Below are 18,550 nucleotides of genomic sequence, written 5' to 3'. Positions count from 1 at the left end.
ACCATGCACGTCGTCTTTCGCGAAAGCCACGGGCTCGAAGAGACCGAGACGCCCACCGATCTGGGGCAAAGTCCTGCTGATCTGGTGGTGCTCTCGCTCTCGGATTCCGATCTCGGCGCTTTCGCGGCAGGCTGGCACCGCGGCAGGGACGCATTGCCAAGCCTGCGTCTCGCCAATATCGCGGCGCTCAAACATCCGCTCTCAGTCGATACCTATGTCGAGCAAACGCTGGAGGGCGCAAAAGGCATTCTGATCCGGCTCATCGGCGGCGTGCCGTATTGGCCTTATGGGCTCCAGCAGATCGAAGCACTCTGCCGGGCCAAGAGCATTGCGCTGGCGGTGCTGCCCGCGGATGGCCGCCCGGATGAGAGGCTCGACGACATCTCGACCTTACCTGTCTCCACGCTGCGCCGATTGCAGCATCTCTGCGATACAGGCGGTGTTGTCGCGGCACAGGCGACGCTGGCACAAATGGCGCTGGCCTCCGGCCTCTATGCCGGGCCAGTGCGCGGCGCCAAAGGCGTGCCTGCGGTGGGCGCCTGGACTCCGCAAGACGGTCTGACCTGTCCGGCGGTCGCGCAATTCAGGGGCATTGCCCCTCTTGGCTTCGCCAATTCACCCCAGCGTGTATCCAGCCAGAAGAAGCCGCTGGTTCTTGTGGTGTTCTACCGTTCCTATCTCGTTTCCGCGGATCTGGGCGCGGTTGAGGCGCTGTTTGAGGCCCTGGGCGCTACGGGCTTTGACGTGCTGGGCCTATTTGCCCCATCGCTGAAGGCGCCGGGCGCTGCGGAATGGCTCGCAGGCCAGGTGGCCGCAATTGCGCCAGTGGCCATCGTGAATGCCACATCGTTTTCCGGGCGCCGCGACGGAGGAGCGTCACCGCTTGATGCGGCAGGCGTGCCTGTCTTTCAGGTGGCGCTGGCCACGTCCGGACAAGAGGCCTGGGCGGACGCGGAGCGGGGATTGTCGCCTGCCGATCTTGCGATGCATGTGGTTTTGCCGGAGGTGGATGGACGCATCTTTGCGGGTGTCGCCTCTTTCAAAGAGCCGCAAGCGCGCGACGACGCGCTCGAATTTGCGCGCTATGTGCATGTTGCGCATCAAGAGCGGTGCCGGGCTTTGGCCCAACGTGTTGCGGCCTGGCACCGGCTGCAAACGCTACCGCAATCGCAAAAACGCGTTGCACTTGTGGTGTCGACCTATCCCGGACGCGAGTGGAACCTCGCCCATGCGGTGGGCCTTGATGCCATTGCTTCTGCCGACGCGATCCTGAGTGATCTGCGCGCATCGGGATTTGAGACGGAGGGCTCTGTCACTGGTGCGGATTTGCGGGAGGCTGGTCTGGTCTGGTCTTTCGCCGACTATCGCGCAGCGCTTGCGCGCTTGCCGGAGCCTTTGCAGCGCGACCTCGAGGCGGCCTGGGGTCAACCGGAGGACGACCCGCATGCCACAGAGGACGGGATCCTTTTGCCAGTTCTGGAGCGCGGCAATGCGCTTGTGGCCCTTCAGCCCGAACGCGGCAATGCACCGGAGCGGGAGGCGGAATACCATGATCTCGCCCGCGTACCGCGCCACAGCTACGTCGCCTTTTACCTTTGGCTGCAGAGCCGTGTCGATGCGCTGGTCCATATCGGTGCACATGGGACGTTGGAATGGTTGCCCGGCAAGGCGGTTGCGCTCTCCGACGCCTGTTGGCCGGAGGTTTTGACCGGAAACCTGCCGGTCATCTATCCGTTTATCGTCAATGATCCGGGCGAGGCTGCGCAAGCCAAGCGCCGTATCGGCGCGGTCACGCTTGGCCATGTGCCGCCGCCACTCAAACGCTCTGAGACACCGGATCGTTTGGCGCGGCTGGAAGCGCTTCTGGACGAATTTTCCAACGCCGATGGGCTCGATCCGCGCCGCCGCGACAGGTTGCAGAACGATATCCGCGATGAGGCGCAAGCCTTGGGCGTGGAGCGCGATCTGGGGCTGGATGTCGCGTCCTGTTCTGCGGAGGCGATAACGCGGATTGACCGCTTTGTCTGCGACGTCAAAGACAGCCAGTTTGGCGATGGTTTGCACATCTATGGCCGCGCGCCGGATGCGTCATGTGCCTTCGATGTCCGCCCGTCTGCGGAGGCGGAGCGCACGGGATTGCTGGATGCTCTGGCGGGCAAGCGTATCGAGGCTGGACCAGCGGGGTCACCCTATCGCGGACGCTCGGATGTCTTGCCGACGGGGCGCAATCTCTTTGCGGTGGATCCGCGCGCGATCCCCACGCGGTCCGCCTATGCGCAAGGCATGGCACTCGCGGACGAGCTGGTGCGGCGGCACTTGCAGGAAGAGGGCGATTGGCCACGCGGGATCGTTGTTGATCTCTGGGGCTCGGCCACGATGCGCACGGCAGGCGAGGAGTTTGCCATGGCGTTGGCGCTCATGGGCGTGCGGCCCGTCTGGGACGCAGGCTCAGAGCGCGTGTCGGGGATCGAGGTCTTGCCCATTGCGGAGCTGGATCGGCCCCGGATTGACGTGACTTTGCGCATCTCGGGCCTGTTTCGTGACGTCTTCCCGACCTTGCCCGCACTTTTCGGGCAAGCGGTCAAGGCGCTCAGTGCGCGCGATGAAGCACTGGATTGGAACCCGTTTGTGGGCCAGGCCAGCGCCCGGGTCTATGGCCCCGCGCCGGGCACGTTTGGCGCAGGCATGGGTCCGGTGATCGGCGATTATACCGAGGACGCGCGGCGCATGGCGGGCGAGGCCTGGCTGCGGGCGTCGCGCTTTTCCTTCGACACAGGTGAAGCCCGCGAGGACCGCGCAGGGCTAGAGGCGCGCGTGGCGCGCGCGGAGGCCTTTGTACACGCGCAGGATATGCCCGAAACCGACGTGCTTCTGGCCGAGGATTACGCAACCCACGAAGCGGGATTTGCCGCCGCTCAAACGATCACCGGGGGCAAGGCCGCGCTTTGGCATCTCGACACGACAGACCCTGACCGCCCCCGCGCGCGCGGATTGACCGAGGAGATCGCCCGGGTCGTGCAAGCCCGAGCGACCCACCCCGGCTGGCTCGCAGGCATGCAACGCCACGGCTTTCGCGGCGCTGCGGAGATCGCGGCGACACTGGAGAACATGGGCGCTTTTGCGCAGCTGGCCGAGGTCGTCCCGCCGCATCTGTTTGACCTCTATTACGAGGCGACGCTGGGCAGCGAGGAGGTCGTGGACTTCATGACAGAGGCCAATCCCGAGGCGCTGAGCGCCATGCGCGACCGTTTTGCCGCTTTGCATGCGGCGGGCCTTTGGGTGTCGCGGCGCAATTCGATCCTCGCAGCACTGGAGGCTGCGGAATGAGCCAAACGGCCCAAAAGGCGCCTATCGTGCGCGGCTGGTGCCCCGGGGCCTACCGCCCGATGATGTCCGGCGACGGCTTGGTTGTCCGCGTGCGCGCCGTGCTGGGTGAACTCCGCGCCGAACAGGTCCTTGGGCTCGCAGGCATTGCCGATCGCTTCGGCAATGGCACACTCGATCTGACGTCGCGCGCCAATGTCCAGATCAGGGGCGTGGCAGAGGGTGATCACCCTGCTGTCATCACCGCTCTGGGGGACTTGGGCGTTCTGGACGCGGACCCGGCCCTCGAAGCACGGCGCAATCTGGTCGTCGCCCATGACTGGACACATGGGGACCTGACCCACCGTTTGGGCAGCGCGCTTCTCGCGCGGCTCGCCGATTTACCTGTGCTGCCCGCCAAAATGGGCATCGCCCTTGATACCGGCGCGCAGGCCCATCTCGGCACGATGTCGGCAGATGTGCGGTTTGAACGCAGCGCCTCAGGCCGCTTGATCCTGCGGGCAGACGGGGCAGCGCTTGGGCGCACCGTCGCAGAGGGTGAGGCCATGGATGCGTTGGTGGCGCTGCTCGAGTGGTTTGTGCAGACAGGTGGCTCTGAGGCGGGCCGTATGGCGCGGCACCTCAAGACCCAGCCACTGCCCGCCGCGTGGCAAGAGATCGCACCGCGCCCCCAAAGCGGCCCACCAACGCCCGGCGCGGACACTTACGGTGCGCCTTTTGGCGCCGTTGAGGCCAAAGCGCTCTGCCGTCTGATCGAGAAGAGCGGCGCGCGGGCGCTGCGCGTCTTGCCTGGGCGGTTGTTCCGGCTGGTGGGCGGATGCGCGGTTGAAACGCCTGACTTTGTAACACAGCCTGATGACCCATTGCTCGCGGCCCATGCCTGCCCGGGTGCGCCCTTTTGCCCTCAGGCCCAGGGCGAAACGCGCGATCTGGCACGGCGCCTCGCGGCCCATGCGTCGGGCCTGCATGTTTCGGGTTGCGCCAAGGGGTGCGCCCTTCCGGGTCCGGCCCGCTGGACCCTCGTCGCCCGCGAGGGTGCATTTGACCTTGTGCAGAACGGCGCGCCGTGGGACGAGCCCTTTGCCTTCGGGCTCACAGAAGACGACATACTGGACCGGATAACACCCTGACCCATGCCCTATGAATACGAAAAGGATGGCGCGGCCATCTATCTGGAGAGCTTTGCCACGATCCGCGCCGAAGCTGATCTGGACCGCTTCGCAACCGATGAGGAGCAGGTTGTTGTCCGCATGATCCATGCCGCCGGCATGGTCGGGCTTGAGCGCCATGTGAAGGTCGCGCCCGATATGGTCACAGCGGCGCGCGATGCGCTCGAGGCAGGCGCACCAGTGTTTTGCGATGCCTATATGGTGTCCGAAGGGGTCACCCGCAAACGCCTGCCTGCGGGCAATGACGTGATCTGCACGCTGCGCGATCCGCGCGTGCCAGACATGGCCAAGGAAATGGGCACGACCCGCTCCGCCGCCGCCCTTGAGCTTTGGCGCGACAGGCTGGAGGGCGCGCTCGTGGCCATCGGCAATGCCCCAACGGCACTCTTTCACCTGCTTGAGATGCTGGAAGATCCGGACTGCCCGCGCCCAGCCGCCATTATCGGCTGTCCGGTGGGCTTTGTCGGCGCGCGGGAAAGCAAGGACGCGCTCTGGGAGGCCAATCCGGTGCCCTCACTCATCGTTGAAGGCCGCTTGGGTGGCTCTGCCATCACGGTTGCGGCGATCAATGCCATCGCGAGCCGCGCGGAATGAGCGGCACGGTCTATGGTGTCGGCCTCGGCCCGGGCGATCCCGAGTTGATGAGCGTCAAGGCAGATCGCCTTGTGCGTACCGGCAAACACGTGGCTTTCTTTCGCAAGGCGGGCCGACCCGGCCATGCCCGGCGCATCGTGGAGGGCATGCTCTCGGACAATGCGATCGAATTTCCAATGGAATACCCGGTCACAACGGAAATCCCCGTCGCGGATCCGCTCTACAATGAGATGCTCTCGGCCTTTTATGCCCGTTGCACCGATCATATCTGCGCGCTGGTTGCCGCAGGTGAGGATGTTGTTGTGCTGTGCGAGGGCGATCCGTTCTTCTACGGCTCCTTCATGCATCTCTACACCCGCCTGCGCGATGACGTCGCGGTGGAGGTCGTCCCTGCGATCACCGGCATGTCTGCGGCATGGACGGCCACGGGCGAGCCCATCACATGGGGGGATGACATTCTGACCGTCCTCATGGGCACCTTGCCGGTCACGACCCTCTCAACCGCAATGGAACGCGCGGATGCGCTGGTTGTGATGAAGATCGGTCGGCATCTGCCCAAAGTGCGCAGCGCGCTTGAGGCCGCGGGCAAGCTGGAGCGTGCCTGGCTCATCCAGCATGCCGCCATGGCCGGGCAAACCGTCACGCCCTTGCGCGAGGTCAGCGGTGATGTAACGCCGTATTTCTCAATCGTCGTCGTGCACGGGCAAGGGCGCCGCCCATGACAGGTTGGGTCACAGTCGCAGGGCTTGGCCCCGGTGCCGAGGGTATGATCACCGCCGAGGTGCAGGCCGCCATCGCCGCTGCGACGGACATTGTCGGCTATATCCCCTACGTGCGCCGCATTGCCCCGCGCGATGGATTGACCCTGCACGAAAGCGACAACCGCGTTGAGCTGGAGCGCGCCGCCCATGCGCTGGCGATGGCCGCAGAGGGGCGCCGCGTTGTCGTGGTCTCCTCGGGTGATCCCGGTGTGTTCGCAATGGCCTCCGCACTCTTTGAGGCCCTGGAAGCCCAGCTTGACACCTTTGCAGAGGTCGACATTCGCGTGCTCCCCGGAATCAGCGCCATGTTTGCCGCCGCCGCGCGTGCGGGCGCGCCGCTGGGGCATGATTTCTGCGCCATCAACCTCAGTGACAACCTCAAGCCTCAGGCCTTGATCGAAAAACGTCTGGCGCTGGCCGCTCAGGCAGATTTCGCCATGGCCTTCTACAACCCCCGCTCCAAGGCGCGGCCCGACGGGTTTGGCCGGGCGCTCGACGTTCTGCGTAGCCATTGCGAGCCCGACCGTCTCCTCATCTTTGCGCGGGCCGTCTCCACACCTGAGGAACACCTGCGGGTCGTCCCCCTCTCGGAGGCCACCCCGGAGATGGCGGATATGCGCACTGTCGTCCTTGTGGGCTCGTCGCTGACGCGCCGCGTGGGCCGCTTTGTCTACACGCCCAGATCGGTGCCGGAATGAGAGAGCCAGTTCATCACTTCCTGCATCGTATGGGCTTCAAGCCGCTCGGGCATGGCAGGCCTGTCGATCATGATGACTTGGCTGCCCCGCGCCCGCGCGGCCGCGATCTTTGCATAGGCCCCCGTGCCGCCGGAATTCTTGGATACAACGATTTGTGTGCCATGACGGGCCATCAACAGCCTGTCGCCTTCTTCCGTGAAGGGTCCCCGGTCCAGCACAATCTCGTGATGCGGAAAAGGCAGCGGCGCATCGGGCGCATCAATCAGGCGCAACAGGTAATGGTGCTGCGGATTGGGCGCAAAGGCTGCGAGATGCATGCGCCCCACAGCCAACATCACCCGCGCGGCAGGCCGGTCCAGCGCGGCCACGGCCTCGGCGATATCTGCCACGCGCACCCAACGGTCGTCCGATTGCGGCACCCAGGGCTCCCGCGTCAGCGCGATGAGCGGCACGCCTGCCTGCGCACAGGCGGCCACAGCATTGTGGCTCATCTGGGCGGCGAAGGGATGCGTGGCATCCACCACATGGGTGATCGCATTCTCTCTCAGGTAGGCCTCAAGCCCCGCGACACCGCCAAACCCGCCGACCCTTTGCGGCAAAGCCGCCCGCTTGGGCCGCGCCACACGTCCGGCGAGCGAAACGGTCGCGCGTATGTCTGTCTGCGCGAGGAACTGCGCCAAGGCCGTGGCTTCGAGCGTGCCCCCCAACAGGAGGAGATTTGGCGACATGGCTGATCTCCCATGGCTTACAATCGTCGGTCTGGGCGAGGATGGACCGGCGGGGCTATGCCCTGCAAGCCTCGAAGCCATTGGCAAGGCCCGGGTCATCATGGGCCCGCCCCGACATCTCGCTCTGCTGGGAGAGGTCAGCGCGCAGACGATCCCCTGGCCCGTGCCCTTTCAGGAGGGTCTGGCGCAGCTCAAGGCACTCTCGGGTCAGCCCGTTGTGGTACTGGCCTCTGGCGATCCCTTCTGGTTCGGCGCGGGCTCCGTCATTGCGCGCCACCTGCCCCGCGATGCCTGGCAGGCCTTGCCTGGAGCATCGATCTTCTCGCTTGTTGCGGCCCGGCTGGGCTGGCCGCTGGAGAGAACGCTCTGCCTCGGCCTGCATGCCGCGCCGCTGGCGCAAATGCGGCGCCATGTCTGCCCCGGCGCGCGCATGATCGTGACCCTGCGCGACGGCGCAGCCGTGAGCGATCTTTGCACCTTGCTGAACCAATGGGGCTTCGGCCAATCCGAGATTACCCTCTGCGAAGCCGTCGGCGGGCCCCGCGAACGCATAACGCATGGTCGCGCCGCAGAGCTTCAAGGCACCTTCGCACATCCCGTCGCCATGGCCATCGCCGTTCAAGGCGAGGGGCACGTAATGCCTGCGACCACTGGCATCCCGGATGATTTCTTTGAAACCGACGGCGTCATGACAAAACGGCCCATGCGCGCCCTGACCCTGTCCGCGCTTGCGCCCAAACCCGGGGAGCGGCTCTGGGATCTCGGGGCGGGCAGCGGCTCCATCGGCATCGAGTGGTGCCTTGCACATCCGAGCTGTCAGGCCGTGGCGCTCGAACCCCGAGCCGACCGGATTGCCCTCATCGAGGCCAATGCCCAAGCCCTTGGGGCCACGACATTGGATATCCAGCAAGGCACAGCCCCCGAGGCGCTGGACGGGCTGCCCAAGCCTGATGTCGTCTTCATCGGCGGCGGATTGAGCGCGGCCTTGCTCGGTTGGCTGGAGACGCATCTGACCCCCGGAACACGGCTTGTCGCCAATGCCGTCACACTGGAGAGCGAAGCCTTGCTGACCGAGGCACACGCGCGGCTGGGCGGCACGCTCCTGCGCTTCGAGATCGCCACGATCCGGCCCATGGGGACAAAGCGCGGCTGGCAGCAGGCCTACCCCGTGGTGCAATGGAGCGTCGTTCTATGATCGTTGCAGGTTTTGGCTTTCGACGAGCCGCCACAGAGGCCAGCCTGGCCGACGCACTGGCAGACGCATTGTCCCGTGCCGCATGTGATCATCCCATCGCAGCCCTTGCCACCGCGCAAGACAAAGCCGCCACGCCCGTGTTTCAGAGCTTCGCCGCCACACAAGCCAAACCCACGCGCGCAATTGCTGCTGAGGACTTGCAGGCGCAAAGCGTCCTGACCCACTCAGAAGCCTCGCTCGAGACCCGTAGGACCGGATCCGTGGCCGAAGCCGCAGCCCTCGCGGCAGCCGGCCCCGGCGCGGCGCTTCTGGGCCCACGCATCATTTCACAAGACGGCATGGCGACCTGTGCGCTGGCCAAAGGAGACGGCCCATGACCGTTCATTTCATCGGCGCCGGACCCGGCGCACCAGACCTTCTCACCCTGCGTGGCCGCGATATCATTGCCGCCTGCCCTGTGTGCCTCTACGCGGGCTCGCTGGTGCCTGAGGCCATTCTGGATCACTGCCCCGAAGGCGCGACGATCATCAACACCGCACCCATGGATCTTGATGCCATCATCGCAGAATGCGCCAAGGCCCATGCCGCGGGACAGGACGTCGCGCGGCTGCATTCGGGCGATCTTTCGGTCTGGTCTGCCATGGGTGAACAGGTTCGCAGGCTGGAGGCAGAGGGCATTCCCTATACGGTCACACCCGGGGTACCCTCCTTCGCCGCGGCTGCCGCTGCTCTGGGCAGCGAGTTGACCTTGCCGGGGCTGGCCCAATCGGTCGTGCTGACCCGCACCCAGGGCCGCGCGTCTTCCATGCCTGATGGCGAAACACTGGAGAATTTTGGCCGCACAGGCGCGACACTGGCGCTGCACCTCTCCATCGGCAATCTCGCCCGCTCCGTGGCGGAACTTATCCCGCATTACGGGGCCGAGTGCCCGGTGGCCATTGTCTACCGCGCAAGCTGGCCCGATGAGCAGATCATCCGCGCCACCCTCGCCACCATCGAAGACAGCATCGACCCGGGCATCGCGCGCACCGCGCTGATCCTTGTGGGCCCGGCTCTGGGCCGCGAAGGCTTTGCCGAGAGCCGCCTGTACGCCGCAGATTATGACCGCCGCTACCGCCCGCAAAGCGCCGACAGCCCCTGGTCGGAATGGCAACATGGAGATGACTGATATGGCACAGACCCCTCCCGGGCTCCTGATCTCGGCACCCTCTTCGGGCACCGGCAAGACGACCGTCATGCTGGGCCTGTTGCGCGCGCTCCGCGACACGGGCCTGACGGTCCAGCCTTACAAATCCGGGCCCGATTATATCGATCCCGCCTTCCATCTGGCGGCGGCTGGCCGCGCGTCGTTCAACCTCGATACCTGGGCGATGGATACAGGCTTGCTTGACGGGGTCGCACAGCAATCGCAGGGCGCGGATATCTGTGTCGCGGAAGGCTCCATGGGGCTCTACGATGGCGTGGCAACGCGCGGGCAGATGGGCTTTGGATCGTCCGCCGAGACGGCAAAACGCATGGGCTGGCCCGTGATCCTCGTGGTCGATGTGGGCGGGCAAGCGCAATCTGCTGCGGCCACAGCACTGGGCTTTCGCGCGTATATGCCCGATCTGCCTTTCGCAGGTGTGATCCTCAACCGTGTGGCCTCGCCCCGCCATGAACGGCTCACGCGTCTGGGCATGGACCGTGCAGGCCTGCCCGTTCTGGGCGTTTTGCCGCGTCGCGGAGATCTGACGCTGCCCGAGCGGCACCTCGGCCTTATTCAGGCCGTTGAGCATCCCGATCTCGAAGCCGCCATCGCAGGCTATGCGGATTTCCTGCGCGACCATGTCGATCTGGACGCAATCCGCGCCGCCGCCCAGGCCGGTGCCGCGCCCGCAGGCGGCGCTTTGCCAAAACCGCCCGCACAGCGCATCGCATTGGCGCGCGACGCGGCCTTTTCCTTCACTTACCCGCATCTGCTCTCTGGCTGGCGCGCCGCAGGGGCGGAGATCCTGCCTTTCTCGCCCCTGGCCGATGAAGCGCCCGATCCCAGCGCCGATCTGGTCTGGCTGCCCGGGGGCTATCCTGAGCTGCACGGTGGCACGCTGGCCGCCGCAGAGACCTTCCGGGCCGGCATGCGCCGCCATGCGGAGACCAGACCGATCCACGGCGAATGCGGCGGCTACATGGCGCTCGGGGCGGGCCTCGTTGACAAGGAGGGCACGCGCCACGAAATGCTGGGCCTTCTGGGGCTCGAAACCTCTTATGAGAAGCGCAAGTTTCATCTGGGCTATCGCCGGGCCGTGCTGCGCGCACCCATGCCGGGCTTTGCGGCGGGCGCGGCACTCAGGGGGCATGAGTTCCACTACACGACCATCCTGAAGGAAGCAGATGATCCTTTGGCGGAGGTGGCGGATGCGGATGGCAATCCTGTCCCCGAGACCGGCGCCCGGCGCGGCCACGTCACAGGCACGTTCTTTCATCTGATCACAGGGGAGGCGGGCGCATGAGCGGGTTTGTCTCCTTTGTGGGCTCAGGGCCCGGCGATCCCGAGCTGCTGACGCTCAAGGCCGTGGACCGTCTCAAACGGGCCGATGCCGTGCTGTTTGATGATCTGTCCTCGGGCCCGATCCTGACCCATGCGCGCGCAGGCGCGGATCTCGTGGGCGTCGGTAAACGCGCGGGCCGCCCCTCGCCCAAGCAGAACCACGTCAGCCGTCTGCTGGTGGATTATGCCCAGCAAGGCGGGCGCGTGGTGCGGCTCAAATCCGGTGACAGCGGGCTCTTCGGGCGGCTGGAAGAAGAGCTGGTCGCCCTGCGCGCCGCCGGGATCGACTATGAGATCATCCCCGGCATCCCCTCGGCTGTCGCGGCCGCTGCCGCTGCTGGCATCCCTCTGACCCGGCGGTTCACAGCGCGGCGCGTCCAATTCGTCACGGGCCATGACGCAAAGGGCCTTCTGCCCGAAGATATCGACCTCGTCGCGCTGGCCGACCCCTCTGCCTGCACCGTTGTCTTCATGGGCAAACGCACCTTCCCGGCACTCGCCGAGAAACTCGTGGCCCATGGCCTGCCCGAGGACACACCGGCGCTGCTTGCAGAAGCCGTCGGCACCCCGGACCAACATCTGACACGCAGCACGGTCGGCGGCCTCGTGGCACAGCTCTCGCAGGAGATTGGCGACAAGGCCGCATTGATTTTCTATGGGCCCTTGGCGGATCTTGACGGAGATGATGGCGATGGATGAGCTCTGGCTCATCGGGATCGGGACGGGCAGCCCCGCGCATCTGACCCTTGAGGGCCGCGACGCGTTGCGCGCAGCGCGCACCCTGCTCATTCCGCTCAAAGGCCCGGGCAAGGACGATCTCGCGGAGTTGCGCCTGGCCATTCTTGAAGCCGCCGGCGCCCCGGGCCGCGTCGTGCCTTTCGAGATGCCCACACGCGACGAGAGCCTGCCCTACAGCGCGCGGGTCGAGGCCTGGCATGACGAGATTGCGCGGCGCTGGACACACGCTCTTGCAGGCGCCGAAGGCCCTGTCGCGCTGCTCGTCTGGGGCGATCCCGGGCTCTACGACAGTACCCTGCGCATCGCCGCCCGGCTCATACCCGCCCCCAAGCTGCGCGTGGTGCCCGGGGTGACGGCGCTGCAAGCGCTCACGGCCGCGCACGCGATCCCGTTCAACACGGTGAACGGCCCCGTCACCGTCACGACCGGGCGCAATCTGCGCGATCAGGGCTGGCCCGAGGGGGCAGAAACACTGGTCGTGATGCTTGATGGCCAATGCAGCTTTCAGGCACTGGACCCCGACGGGCTCGACATCTGGTGGGGCGGCTTTCTGGGCATGCCCGAGCAAGTCCTCGTCTCAGGCGCGCTGGCCGATGTCAGCGCCGAGATCATCCGCACCCGCGCCGCCGCCCGGGCGGCGCATGGCTGGATCATGGACACCTACCTGCTGCGCCGCCGCGCGCCTTAAACGAGGTTTGGCGGCGTCTCGCCGCGCAGGAACTCGGCGATATTGTCGACCGCCATGAGCCCCATATCCTCGCGCACCTCCAGCGCCGCCGTGCCCAGATGCGGCAGCAACGTCACATTGTCCAACGCGCGCAATGCCTGCGGGACCTGCGGCTCATGCTCATACACATCAAGGCCCGCCCCGCCGATGCGCTTTTGCTGCAAGGCGATGATCAGCGCGGTTTCGTCCACAACATCGCCGCGCGCAATGTTGATGAAATGCGCATGGGGCTGCATCGCAGAGAACACCGGATCCGAGATGAGATGGTGGGTCTCCGCCCCGCCGGGCACCGCCGTGACCAACACATCAACAGAGGCCGCCAGATCGGTCAGCTCCGCCACCTGCGTCGCAGGCACATCAATCGCTTTGGGCGAACGGTTGTAATAGCTGATCTCACAGCCAAAACCGAAATGCGCACGCCGCGCAATCGCAAGGCCGATCCGCCCCATACCGACAATACCGACCTTCTTGCCCGATAGATGCAGACCCAACATCTGCGTCGGGTGCCAGCCCTCCCAGGCCTCCGCACGCACAAGCCGCTCGCCCTCCGCCGCACGGCGGCAGGACATGAGCATCAGCATGAGCGCAATATCCGCAGTCGCATCCGTCACAGCGCCGGGCGTGTTGGAGACCTGCAAGCCCTTGGCTTGCGCGGCAGCCACATCAATGTGGTTGTAGCCCACACCAAAGTTCGCCAGCAGCCGCGCGCGCGGGCTGGCCACATCGGCAAACACCTCTGCGGAGAACATATCGCCCAGCGTGGGTAGCACGATGTCATAGTCCGTGAGCGCGCGGCGCAGCTCTTCTGCATCCAGCGGGCGCGTCTCTTCGCGCACATGCAGCTCACCCAGCGGTCGGGCCGCCTCCTGAACACGTGCGGGCAAAGGCCGTGTCATCCAAATCTTCATGCCATACGCTCCCCATCTAGAACCCGTTTTTCCGGGCGCGACAAAACGATCGCCCCCGCTTCATCTGCAAACCCCAGAACCAGCACTTCGGACATAAACGGCCCGATCTGGCGCGGCGGAAAATTCACGACGCCCATGACCTGCGTGCCCACGAGCCCCTCAGGCGTGTAATGCGCCGTAATCTGGGCGGAACTTTTCTTCTCGCCGATCTCCGGGCCGAAATCGATCCAGAGCTTGATGGCGGGCTTGCGCGCCTCAGGAAAGGGCTCTGCGCGCAGAACCGTTCCGGCGCGAATATCAACTGCCATGAAATCATCGAAGGAAATCTCAGCCATTTTTCAACTCCCGTGACCGTCCGGCAGCAGCAGCCACTGTGCGGCGCACGAGCGGCGGCAGGCCTGTGTCAGGATCCATCAACGCCTCCAGCCCCGCTTGCGTCGTCCCGTTGGGCGAGGTCACGTTGATGCGCAGCTGCGCCGGGCTTTCCTCCGCCGCTTCGGCCAAGGCCCCCGCGCCCGCAACCGTTGCGCGCGCCAGTTGCAACGCAAGCTCAGGCGGCAGACCTTCGGCTTCGGCCGCGGCCGTCAGGCATTCGATCATGTGAAACACATAGGCCGGGCCAGAGCCTGACACACCTGTGACGGCGTCCATTTGGTCTTCATGACTCAGCCGAACGACCTGGCCCACAGCCTCCAGCAAGGATTGCGCCAGATCGAGATGATCAGCGGTCGCACGAGCGTTGCCGATGATCGCCGTTATCCCGCGCGCCACGGCGGCGGGTGTGTTGGGCATGGCCCGGATGATCGGGCTCTCCGCGCCCAGCACCTCTTCAAAAGATGCAATCGACGTGCCTGCGGCCACGGAGACAAAGAGCGTCTCTCCCCCACCCATGGCTGCAATCGCGGGCAAGGCCTCGCCCATCATCTGCGGCTTGACGGCAATCAGCACGATGGCGGGCGCGGCGGGCAAGGCTCCGTTGAGTGTCACGCCAGTCGTCTGGAGCCACTCGGAGGGCGCAGGATCGATCACATGGACAGAGCCCGGCGGCAGACCGCCAGCAAGCCAGCCCTGCAACATTGCAGATCCCATCTTGCCGCAGCCCAAAAGCACAAGGCCGCGCGTGGCGACATCATCGGTTGTCATGCTCTCTCCTCCCCTTGCCTGACGCTCTATGTACCGCGCGGGGCGCGCAGGGCAATCGGATTAACGCGCCACGCGGGCCCGGCCGCTGGCTTCAACGCGGATCACCGCCTCCACAAAGACCTCCCGCGCCTCAAGCTGCACGCTGCGTTTGTCGATGGCGACGCGGAGGTCCACGTCAGCCGCGCCGGCCTCTTCTGCTGCGGCTTTGACCTCTGCTTGCAAGGCCTCTGTCACGGCCTCCATGGCCGCGTCGGGGCTTGCGAAATCTGCCGGCCCTGCCTCCAGATGCGCCCGGTAGCGCCCCTCGGCGGGCGCCGTCACGACGCCCTCCCGCCGCACCGTAATCCGCCCGACCACCGCGCCAATGGCATTGGCCACACCGCCGTCTTCGGGCAGCAGCATCTCGCATCCCAGCTGTTTGCCCACTTTGGGGTAGTACGTCCGCGCCGAAGCGCCCAGGCCAACCACGGGAGTATTGAGCGCGGCATCAAGCCTTATGAGCCCCGTATGCCCCGCCAGACCGCGCTGCATCAGGACATGCTCGGCCAGCCCGCGGGGCGGCGCCTCGCTGAGCGGCTCCTCCGCGAACGCCGTCTCCAGAAGTGCGAGCCCGGTGCTGCGGTGCAACTCCGCCTCAATCATCTGCGCCATGCTGAGCGCATCCGCGGCGAGACGATCTCCATGCCCTGCGCGCCGCCGCGCCATGAGGGCCAGCGCCATCTCAGCGGCCTGCGCGTCCCAGGCATCGGTATGGCCCAGAACATGGGCCGCATCCGACGGGGTCAGCCCGGCGACCTGCACGATCCCCCGCGCGCGCAAGCGCGCCAGCGCAGTACTGTCGATCCGATTGCGCAAGACATGGCCCAGAGGCTGCACCCCGTCGATCCGCGCCAAAAGTGCCGTCTCACGCGCGTCAAGCCCGCCCGGATCAAGGATCACCTGCCGCACGAACCGCGCATCATGTTCACCCGGCACGGGCTGGCGCAACTGCGCCTCCAGCACAGCGCGCACATCCCCGTCCAGCGCCATGAGCGCCACAGGCACGACGCGACGCGGCCCGAGCGTGATCCCGCCCTGCAATCCATCGCGCAGGGCCACCTCGCTGTCCCCGCCCAACCCAAGGGTGCGCATCGCAACCGCCTCGACCATGGTCCGGTAAGGGCCCACGCGCGCGCCATCGGGATCAATTGCCGGACGTCCGTCGCGCAGCAGCGCAATATCCGTGGTCGTCCCGCCAATATCTGCAACCAGGGCCTGTTCCGCGCCCGTGAGCCAGCGCGCGCCGACGATGGAGGCCGCAGGGCCGGAGAGGATCGTCTCGATCGGGCGCCGCTTGGCCTGCGCCGCACTCATAAGCGCCCCGTCGCCCCGGACCACCATCAAAGGCGCATCCACGCCCCGTGCGGCCAATTCGTCCTCAGCTTTGCCAATAAGCGCATGGGTCAACCCGATAAGCCGCGCATTCAAAACAGCCGTCATGGCGCGCTTGGGCCCGCCCAGCTTGGCCGACAATTCGTGCGAACTCGAGACAGGCGCCATGCCACGCAACACATCCGCCACAGCGCGCTCATGCGCCGGGTTGCGCGTCGCAAACTGGCCTGCCACCGCAAACCCCGTGATCCCGTCCAACCCAGCCGCCCAATCCCGCACGGCATCCAGATCAAGCGCGGCGGCCTCACTGCCCGCATGGGTATGGCCGCCCGCGACGATCAAAACAGGATCGCCCCGCATGGCCTCGGCCAACCCGTGTTTGTCGAGATCGCTCTGCGCAAAACCGATGGCCACAAAGCCAATCCTGCCCCCTTGCCCCTCAACAAGCGCATTGGTGGCAAGCGTGGTGGAGAGCGCCGCCATCGCGATCTCACCCGGATCAATCCGCGCTTCGGCCAAAACCGCGCCCACGGCCGCGCCAATGCCCAAAGACAAATCCTGCTTGGTCGTCAACGCCTTGGCGCGTGCCAGAATCTCCCGTTCATCCCGCATGAGAACGGCATCGGTATAGGTGCCCCCGGTATCAACCCCCAACGCCAGCGCCATGGCAAACTCCCTTGTCTGAGGGCCGATCTAGCAGGTCCGGCAAAAGCGTCTACGCCTGATCGCGACGTGAAAGCTGCAAAACCGCCCAGCGCGCGGCATCCGCAACCGCCGGATCAGGATCCTCGCAGAGCCCTGACGCTACAGGAATAAACCGCACTGCCCCGGAATTGCCTATGGCGTAAAGCACGTTGCGCACAAACCGGTCGCGCCCGATCCGCTTGATGGGCGAGCCGGAAAAGAAAGCGCGGAACGCCACATCATCCAGCGTCGCCAAAGCCCCGAGATCGGGCGCATGCAAATCGGCACGCGCGTGATATTTCACCTCCGCCGAACGCTCCGCAAACTTGTTCCACGGGCATACCGCCAGACAATCGTCACAGCCGTAGATCCGGTTGCCCAGCGCCGGGCGCAAAGCCTCATCAACCGGCCCTTTGTGCTCAATCGTGAGATAGGAAATGCAACGCCGCGCATCGAGCTGATAGGGCGCGGGAAAGGCATCCGTCGGGCAAATCTCCAAACAGGCTCGGCACGAGCCGCAATGATCCGGCTCCGGCGCATCCGTCTCCAACTCCAGCGTCGTGAAAAGCGCGCCCAGAAAAAACCACGCGCCCAACTCCCGGCTTACAAGATTGGTATGCTTGCCCTGCCATCCAAGGCCCGCAGCCTGCGCAAGCGCCTTCTCCGGTACAGGCGCCGTATCGACAAACACCTTAATCTCGCACTCAGCCTCCGCAACCAGCCACCGCCCCAACCGCTTCAGCCGCTTCTTGGCCACATCATGATAATCGCGGTTTTGCGCATAAACAGAGATGACCCCGTCCTCGCGCCAGTCCAAACGCGTGAGCGGATCAAAGTCCGGACCATAATTCTCCGCCAGCATGACAACAGAGCGCGCCTCGGGCCAGAGCGCCGCTGGGTCGCCGCGCCACGCGACGCGCTCGGCAAGCCACCCCATCTGGCCGTGATACCCCTTGTCCAAAAACGCCTGCAGCCGCCCCATCACCTCCGGCACAGCATCGGGCCGCGTGATCCGCACGGCGGAAAACCCCTCCGTACGCGCCCGCGCCTTCAGCTGCGCGCTCCAATGGGCTGCAACATCCGCGCCCGTCCCTGCTCCATGATCACGCCGCTCCGCCATGCGCCTCCCTTACCAGCAAAGCCCAAAACAGGAAATCACCCGCAGGCATCAAAGCCCGCATGTGCCCTTCATCTTGCCAGAAAAACTCCGGGGGAGGCCCAACGGGCCGGGGGCAGAGCCCCTAAAAATCCAGATCGTTGTAGTGGCGCGGCGGTGGGAAACCGGGCACCTGATCGGCGAGGATCGAGCGGAACGCCGGGCGCGACTTGATCTTGGCATACCAATCCTTGACCACCTCGGAGCGGTTCCAATCCACGTCCGAGATATAATCCAGCGCCGACAGATGCGCCGCCGCTGTGAAATCCGCCACCGTCATGACATCGCCCGCAAGCCAGCGACGATGATCCAGAAGCCAGGCCATGTAATCGAGATGATACTTGATCGCCTTTGCCCCGGCTTTGACATTCTTGCTGTCAGGAAAGCCCTCACCCGTGATTTTCTTGTTGACCCGTTCATACAGCAGCTTTGACGTCACCTCGGTGTGAAACTTGTCATCGAACCAGCCCATCAAACGGCGCACTTCATAGCGCGCATCGGCGCCCTTGGGCATGAGCGCGGGTTCGGGATATTTCTCTTCAAGCCATTCGAGAATGGCGCTACTCTCGGCCATGGTCTTGCCGTCGATCTTCAGCACCGGCACCTTCGCTGCCGGGTTGCGCCGCAGGAAATCGGGGTCCTGTTCCCAATAGCGTTCCTCGACAAGCTCCACCTCGATCTTCTTCTCCGCCAGAACAAGCCGCACCTTGCGACAAAACGGAGAAAGCGGGACGTGGTAGAGACGGGCCATCGGGGTTCCTCGTGAGATACACCCTTCAATCGCATCGCAAGGCTCAAAGTTCAATCGCCCAACCGGTCGTGATCTG

Annotated in this window: 18 protein-coding genes; 11 read left to right on the top strand and 7 right to left on the bottom strand. The window is 65.4% G+C overall.

Annotated features, from left to right (window positions below):
- The first annotated feature begins 3 nt into the window (after window positions 1–3).
- The 5 genes from cobN to cobJ are packed head-to-tail and all read left to right on the top strand — an operon-like array spanning window position 4 to window position 6,546.
- Window positions 4–3,327: a cobaltochelatase subunit CobN gene (cobN, locus tag ACP15S_RS13855; RefSeq protein ID WP_425040228.1), complete on the top strand. Its 3,324-nt coding sequence runs from the start codon at window positions 4–6 to the stop codon at window positions 3,325–3,327.
- The gene (locus tag ACP15S_RS13850; protein ID WP_425040227.1) at window positions 3,324–4,454 is read left to right on the top strand and encodes a cobalamin biosynthesis protein CobG; all 1,131 of its coding nucleotides are present in this window, start codon (window positions 3,324–3,326) and stop codon (window positions 4,452–4,454) included. Before cobN ends, ACP15S_RS13850 begins: the two co-directional genes overlap by 4 nt.
- Window positions 4,455–4,457: 3 nt before the next feature.
- Complete coding sequence (locus tag ACP15S_RS13845; protein WP_425040226.1) at window positions 4,458–5,087, top strand: precorrin-8X methylmutase; 630 nt, start codon at window positions 4,458–4,460, stop codon at window positions 5,085–5,087.
- Entirely contained in the window at window positions 5,084–5,809 is a 726-nt protein-coding gene (gene cobI / locus ACP15S_RS13840; RefSeq protein ID WP_425040225.1) for a precorrin-2 C(20)-methyltransferase, read from the top strand. Before ACP15S_RS13845 ends, cobI begins: the two co-directional genes overlap by 4 nt.
- Window positions 5,806–6,546: a precorrin-3B C(17)-methyltransferase gene (gene cobJ / locus ACP15S_RS13835; protein ID WP_425040224.1), complete on the top strand. Its 741-nt coding sequence runs from the start codon at window positions 5,806–5,808 to the stop codon at window positions 6,544–6,546. Before cobI ends, cobJ begins: the two co-directional genes overlap by 4 nt.
- Here cobJ and ACP15S_RS13830 read toward each other — a convergent pair.
- Complete coding sequence (locus ACP15S_RS13830) at window positions 6,519–7,274, bottom strand: cobalt-precorrin-6A reductase (protein WP_425040223.1); 756 nt, start codon at window positions 7,272–7,274, stop codon at window positions 6,519–6,521. The two genes, cobJ and ACP15S_RS13830, sit on opposite strands and share 28 nt — an antisense overlap.
- Here ACP15S_RS13830 and cbiE point away from each other — a divergent pair.
- From cbiE to cobF, 6 genes are read left to right on the top strand one after another with little or no spacing between them, the layout of a single operon-like run.
- The gene (cbiE, locus tag ACP15S_RS13825; RefSeq protein ID WP_425040222.1) at window positions 7,273–8,469 is read left to right on the top strand and encodes a precorrin-6y C5,15-methyltransferase (decarboxylating) subunit CbiE; all 1,197 of its coding nucleotides are present in this window, start codon (window positions 7,273–7,275) and stop codon (window positions 8,467–8,469) included. The genes ACP15S_RS13830 and cbiE overlap by 2 nt on opposite strands.
- A complete protein-coding gene (locus ACP15S_RS13820) occupies window positions 8,466–8,846 on the top strand; it encodes a cobalamin biosynthesis protein (protein ID WP_425040221.1) in 381 nt (126 codons plus the stop codon). The genes cbiE and ACP15S_RS13820 overlap by 4 nt, the downstream gene beginning before the upstream one ends.
- Window positions 8,843–9,637, top strand: a complete 795-nt coding sequence (gene cobM, locus ACP15S_RS13815) for a precorrin-4 C(11)-methyltransferase (protein WP_425040220.1) — start codon at window positions 8,843–8,845, stop codon at window positions 9,635–9,637. Before ACP15S_RS13820 ends, cobM begins: the two co-directional genes overlap by 4 nt.
- 1 nt (window position 9,638) lies before the next feature.
- The gene (locus ACP15S_RS13810) at window positions 9,639–10,958 is read left to right on the top strand and encodes a cobyrinate a,c-diamide synthase (protein ID WP_425040219.1); all 1,320 of its coding nucleotides are present in this window, start codon (window positions 9,639–9,641) and stop codon (window positions 10,956–10,958) included.
- Window positions 10,955–11,695 (top strand): uroporphyrinogen-III C-methyltransferase, encoded by a 741-nt coding sequence (gene cobA, locus ACP15S_RS13805; RefSeq protein WP_425040218.1) that lies wholly within the window; start codon window positions 10,955–10,957, stop codon window positions 11,693–11,695. The genes ACP15S_RS13810 and cobA overlap by 4 nt, the downstream gene beginning before the upstream one ends.
- Window positions 11,688–12,422: a precorrin-6A synthase (deacetylating) gene (gene cobF / locus ACP15S_RS13800; protein ID WP_425040908.1), complete on the top strand. Its 735-nt coding sequence runs from the start codon at window positions 11,688–11,690 to the stop codon at window positions 12,420–12,422. Before cobA ends, cobF begins: the two co-directional genes overlap by 8 nt.
- Here cobF and ACP15S_RS13795 read toward each other — a convergent pair.
- From ACP15S_RS13795 to ACP15S_RS13770, 6 genes are all read right to left on the bottom strand, one after another.
- A complete protein-coding gene (locus ACP15S_RS13795) occupies window positions 12,419–13,369 on the bottom strand; it encodes a 2-hydroxyacid dehydrogenase (RefSeq protein ID WP_425040217.1) in 951 nt (316 codons plus the stop codon). The genes cobF and ACP15S_RS13795 overlap by 4 nt on opposite strands.
- Window positions 13,366–13,704 carry a tRNA-binding protein gene (locus ACP15S_RS13790; RefSeq protein ID WP_425040216.1) on the bottom strand — a complete coding sequence of 113 codons (339 nt, stop codon included), beginning with the start codon at window positions 13,702–13,704 and terminating at the stop codon, window positions 13,366–13,368. Before ACP15S_RS13790 ends, ACP15S_RS13795 begins: the two co-directional genes overlap by 4 nt.
- The gene (proC, locus tag ACP15S_RS13785; protein ID WP_425040215.1) at window positions 13,697–14,512 is read right to left on the bottom strand and encodes a pyrroline-5-carboxylate reductase; all 816 of its coding nucleotides are present in this window, start codon (window positions 14,510–14,512) and stop codon (window positions 13,697–13,699) included. The genes ACP15S_RS13790 and proC overlap by 8 nt, the downstream gene beginning before the upstream one ends.
- A 60-nt stretch (window positions 14,513–14,572) precedes the next feature.
- A complete protein-coding gene (locus tag ACP15S_RS13780) occupies window positions 14,573–16,549 on the bottom strand; it encodes a hydantoinase/oxoprolinase N-terminal domain-containing protein (RefSeq protein WP_425040214.1) in 1,977 nt (658 codons plus the stop codon).
- A 49-nt stretch (window positions 16,550–16,598) separates the two neighbouring features.
- On the bottom strand, window positions 16,599–17,687 hold the full coding sequence (gene queG / locus ACP15S_RS13775) for a tRNA epoxyqueuosine(34) reductase QueG (RefSeq protein ID WP_425040213.1): 1,089 nt from the start codon (window positions 17,685–17,687) through the stop codon (window positions 16,599–16,601).
- A 121-nt stretch (window positions 17,688–17,808) separates the two neighbouring features.
- Window positions 17,809–18,474, bottom strand: a complete 666-nt coding sequence (locus tag ACP15S_RS13770) for a glutathione S-transferase family protein (RefSeq protein ID WP_425040212.1) — start codon at window positions 18,472–18,474, stop codon at window positions 17,809–17,811.
- Window positions 18,475–18,550: the final 76 nt, after the last annotated feature.

Source organism: Primorskyibacter sp. S187A (genome assembly GCF_049800955.1).
GTDB lineage: Bacteria > Pseudomonadota > Alphaproteobacteria > Rhodobacterales > Rhodobacteraceae > JAKVBH01.
The sequence above is the reverse complement of the archived record's forward strand: the minus strand, read 5'-3'. Positions and strand labels throughout refer to the sequence as shown.